Annotated in this window: 3 protein-coding genes; all 3 read left to right on the forward strand. The window is 67.2% G+C overall.

Going from position 1 to position 4,918, the window contains the following annotated elements; genetic code table 11:
* On the forward strand, positions 1 to 986 hold a 986-nt coding region (locus IL54_RS23750; RefSeq protein ID WP_081913126.1), incomplete at its 5' end, for a TolC family protein.
* Positions 983 to 2,155: an efflux RND transporter periplasmic adaptor subunit gene (locus tag IL54_RS18970; RefSeq protein ID WP_037479466.1), complete on the forward strand. Its 1,173-nt coding sequence runs from the start codon at positions 983 to 985 to the stop codon at positions 2,153 to 2,155. The genes IL54_RS23750 and IL54_RS18970, both read left to right, overlap by 4 nt.
* Positions 2,156 to 2,158: 3 nt before the next feature.
* Positions 2,159 to 4,918: efflux RND transporter permease subunit (locus IL54_RS18975; protein ID WP_156106320.1), on the forward strand; the 2,760-nt coding region annotated here is incomplete at its 3' end.

A 4,918-nucleotide genomic window follows, 5' to 3' on the forward strand; every position in this document is an offset into this window, starting at 1 on the left:
GCAAGCGATCGGCGCGCGTCGCGGTCGCGGACGCACAGATCGACCGCGCCCGGATCGGAGCGGCCATCAGCATCGCCGACCTCACCCTCACCATCACGCAAAGCTACATCGAGGCCGCGGCGGCCGAGCGCCGGCTGATCGTCGCGCGTGAGCAGGCGCAGATCGCAGCCGAAGGCTTCCGGGTGGCGCGGGTGCGAGTCACCGGGGGTGCGGCGTCCCCGATCGACCAGCAGCGAGCGGACGTGTTGCGCATCAACGCGGAGACCGCGGTGGAGCGGGCGGCGCGCACGGCCGAGGTGTCGCGCGCCAACCTGGCGCGTTTGATCGGCCAGCCCGTGACGGGGCCGCTCGATACGGCATGGTTCGAGCGGATCGGCGGCTATGGCCCCACTCAGCTCATATCGGCCGAGGGCACGCTGGCGCTGGCGGCAGCCAACGCCGACGCGCGCACCGCGAGCGCCCAGGTCCGGCTTGCGCGCGCACAGCGCATCCCCGACGTGACGGTGAGTGCGAGCGCGCGGCGGCTTGAGGCGACGAACGACGTGGCGGCGGTGTTCGGCATATCGGTCCCGTTCCCGGTGTTCAACAACGGTACGGCGGCGATCAGCCAGGCGCGCGCCTTGCAGACCCAGGCCGAGGCGCAACGCCGGCTGGCGCTGTTGGAGGCCGAGCGGTCGATCGCGAGCGCGCAAGCCGAGCTTGCCAATGCGGCGACCAGCGCGCGCACGGCTGGAGGTCCGGCGCTTGCGGCGGCTGCCGAAGCCGCGCGCATCGCGCGCATCGGCTACACCGCGGGCAAGTTCAGCCAGCTCGACCTTTTGGAGGCCGAGCGGACGTTACGCGAAACCCGCGCGGCGGCGATCGACGCCCTTGCCGCATACCGTGACGCAGAGGCCCGCCTGGCGCGGCTGACCGCGCCCGCCACCTTATCGGCCGAGCAGACGCCCCCGAGTGCGCGCCCGGCCCTTCCCGGAGATATTCGATGATGACTCAAGACAAGCGCCTGTTGGGCGGCGTGGCGGCAGCGGTGCTCGTCGCCGCGGCCGGCGGGTTCACCGTCGCACGCTGGACGGCCGACACCCCGGCCGCGCCTGCGGCCGAGGCGACTAAGCCCGAGGCGGGCGAAGCGGAGGCGGCACCGAGCGACACGCTCGCGATGAACGCCGAAACGATAAAGCGAACAGGCATCACCACCGAGACCGTCAACCAGGGCGGCCTGGCGGCCGAGATCGTCTCACAAGCCACGGTCGCACCTTCCCCTATGGGTGAGGCGATCGTGACGGCGCGCGCGGGCGGCGCGGTGACGCGGGTATTCAAGCGATTGGGCGATGCCGTCAGGCGCGGCGAGGCGCTGGCGATCGTCGAGAGCCGCGACGCCGCGCAGATTGCCGCCGATCGCACGGCAGCGGGAGCCAAGGCGACGCTGGCGCAACGCAATCTGGCGCGCGAACACTACCTCTACGGCCAGAAGGTGTCCCCGCGCGTGGACCTCGAGAGGGCGCAGGCGGAAGCCGCGTCGGCGGCGGCCGAGGCGCGGCGCGCGAGCGTCGCGGCTGGTGCAGCCAACATAACCAGCGACGGGCGCGGTGTTGTCGTCGCCTCCCCGATCAGCGGGCGGGTGACTTCGGAGAATGTCAGCCTGGGCGCGTTCGTGCAGCCGGAGACCGAGCTGTTCCGCGTCGCCGACCCCAGCCAGATACAGATCGAGGCGGCGGTTGGGCCTGCGGAGGCGCAGCGGCTCGCGCCGGGTGACAGAGCGATCATCGACCTGCCGGATGGCACAACGACCAGCGCTCGCGTTCGCGCGGTGACGCCGACCTTGAGCGGCGAGACGCGCGCTGCGACCGCGGTGCTCGACGTGATCGGCGGCCGGCTACAGCCGGGGTTGGCGGTGCGCGTGCGGCTGTTCCCGAGCCGGGGCGGCGCATCGAGCGCGATCGTGGTGCCGGAGGAGGCGGTTCAGTCGCTCAATGCTCGCGATGTGGTGTTCGTCCGGACTCCCAAGGGGTTCAAGGCCGTCCCCGTCACCACGGGCCAGCGCAGCGCCGGGCGCATCGAGATCGTGTCGGGCCTGGCAGCCGGGCAAACCATCGCCACCAAGAACGCTTTCCTGCTCAAAGCCGAACTCGGCAAGGGCGCGGGCGAGGAAGAATAACAGATGATCGCCAATCTCATTGCGCTGGCCGTCCGCGCGCGTTGGGCAGTTCTGTTCATCTTCCTTGCAATCGCCGGCATCGGCATCTGGCAGCTCACCAAGCTGCCGGTCGACGCCGTGCCCGACATCACCAACAACCAGGTGCAGATTAACACCGTCGATCGGCGTCTCTCGCCGGTCGAGATGGAAAAGCTCGTCACCTACCCGATCGAAACCGCGCTCGCCGGCATTCCCGGCCTTGAGACGACCCGTTCGATTTCGCGCAACGGCTTTAGTCAGGTCAGTGCCATCTTCTCGGAAGGAACCGACCTTTATTTCGCGCGTCAGCAGGTAGGGGAACGGCTGACCCAGGCACGCGACACGCTTCCCGATGGCGTTCAGCCGCAAATTGGCCCGGTCACCACCGGGCTCGGCGAAATCGTGATGTATACGGTCCGGTACGCTAATCCGGGAGGAAAAGGAGCCAGGATCGCGCGCGGCCAGCCTGGCTGGCAATCTGACCGGAGCTACCTGACGCCGGAAGGCGATCGACTGACCAATGAAGTCGAGCAGGCCGGGTATCTGCGCACCGTGCAGGACTGGATCGTTCGCCCGCAGCTACGTTCCGTTCCCGGCGTAGCGGGCGTCGACTCGATCGGCGGATATGCCAAGACCTTCGTGGTCGAACCCGATCCGGTGAAGCTCGCGACCTATGGAATTTCCTACAGCGAGCTTGGCGAAGCCTTGGAGAACGCCAACCTGGCGGTGGGCGCCAATTATTACAATCGTGGTGGTGAGGGCTACCTTGTTCGCCTCGACGCGCGCGTGCGCTCGGTGGACGAGATCAAGAACGCCGTTGCCGCCACCCGAGGCGGCGTGCCGATCACGGTGGGACAGATCGCCAATGTCGAGAGCGGCGGCGATCTTCGCACTGGCGGGGGTAGCGTCAACGGCAAGGAAGCCGTGATCGGCACGGTTTTGATGTTGATCGGCCAAAATAGCCGGATCGTGGCGCAAGACGTTGCAACGAAACTCGATCAGATCGCGAAAACATTGCCCCCCGGCGTCGAAGTCGGGGTCGTGCTCGATCGTGCCAAGCTCGTCAACGCGACAGTCGCAACGGTCGAGCGCAATCTGACCGAAGGTGCGATCCTGGTGGCGGTCGCGCTGTTCCTGTTGCTCGGCAACTGGCGCGCCGCGCTGATCGCGGTGCTCGTCATCCCGTTCTCGTTCCTGATGATGGCAATGGGGATGAACGCTTTCCGTGTCCCCGGCAATTTGATGAGCCTGGGCGCGCTCGACTTCGGCCTGATCGTCGATGGCGCGGTCATTATCATCGAGAATTGCCTGTCTCGGCTCGCGCACCGGCAGGAGCATGAGGGGCGGCTGCTCACCCTTCGCGAGCGGCTTGAGGAGACCATGCGGGCCTCGCAGGAGATGATTAAGCCGACCGTGTTCGGCCAGGCGATCATCCTGCTCGCGTTCGCGCCGCTGCTCATGTTCACCGGCGTCGAGGGCAAGACGTTCTCGCCGATGGCGATCACCATCATGCTCGCGCTCGTCGCCGCGTTCATCCTGGCGCTGACTTTCGTGCCGGCAATGGTGGCTTTGCTGATCCGGGGCCGCGTTGCCGAGAAGGAAGTGTGGCTGATCGCCAAGACCAAAGCGCGCTATCTGCCCTTGCTCGACAGGGCAATCGCGCGCCCCTGGCCGTTCATCCTTGGCGGCTTGGCGTTCTTCCTCGCCGCGATCCCCGCCTTCGGGCTCCTCGGGAGCGAGTTCATTCCCCAGCTCGACGAGAAGAACATTGCGCTCGCGTCCACGCGCGTGCCGTCCGTCAGCCTGGAGCAGTCGCTCGCGATGCAGCGCGAGGTCGAGGCGGCAGTCACCAAGCTGCCCGAAGTCGAGCTGATGTTCTCGAAAACCGGCACGGCCGAGGTCGCGACCGATCCCATGCCGCCCAACATGTCGGACGGCTATGTCATCCTCAAGCCGCAGGATCAGTGGCCCGCAGGCGTCCATACCAAGGCCGAGGTCATCGAGCGGATCGAAAAGGCTTCGCGCGGCCAGCTCGGCCAGCTCTACGAAATGAGCCAGCCGATCCAGCTCCGCTTCAACGAGCTGATCGCGGGCGTCCGGGGTGACGTGGCGATCAAGCTCTATGGCGATGACCTCGACAAGATGGCGCAGACCGCCGGCGAGATGGTCCGCATCCTCCAGACGATTCCCGGTGCGGGCAGCGTCAAGGCCGACCAGGTTGGCGGTGCGCCCACGCTCGACGTGAAGCTCGATCGCGCCGCCATCGCGCGCTACGGCCTGACGGTGCGGGAGGTCGCCGACACGGTCTCCGCGGCGATGGGCGGACGCGAGTCCGGTCTGCTCTACGAAGGCGACCGGCGGTTCGATATCACGGTACGTGTGCCCGAAGCCACGCGGGTCAACCTGGATGAAATCCAGGCGCTGCCGGTGTTGCTCCCGAGCGAAGCCGGCCAAGCGCGCCAGCAGGTGCCGCTCGCCCAAGTCGCGCATATTAGCGTCACCGAAGGGCTGAATGAGATCAGGCGCGAGAACGGCAAGCGTCGCCTCGCCATTCAGGTCAACCTTCTAGGCCGCGATGCCGGGTCGTTCGTTGCGGAAGCGCAAGCCAAGATCGCGCAAGTCAGACTGCCCGCCGGCTACTATCTCGAATGGGGCGGACAGTTTCAGAGCCTCCAGGACGCGAGCCGCAGGCTCGCGGTTGTGGTGCCCTTGTGCTTCCTTGCCATCTTTGGCCTGCTCTACATC

The sequence above is a fragment of the Sphingobium sp. ba1 genome (genome assembly GCF_000743655.1).
Lineage (GTDB): Bacteria > Pseudomonadota > Alphaproteobacteria > Sphingomonadales > Sphingomonadaceae > Sphingobium.

What these genes read in the sequence shown, in the direction of transcription:
- IL54_RS18970 (WP_037479466.1), top strand. Translation starts at nt 983, where the DNA reads ATGATGACTCAAGACAAGCGCCTGTTGGGCGGCGTGGCGGCAGCGGTG.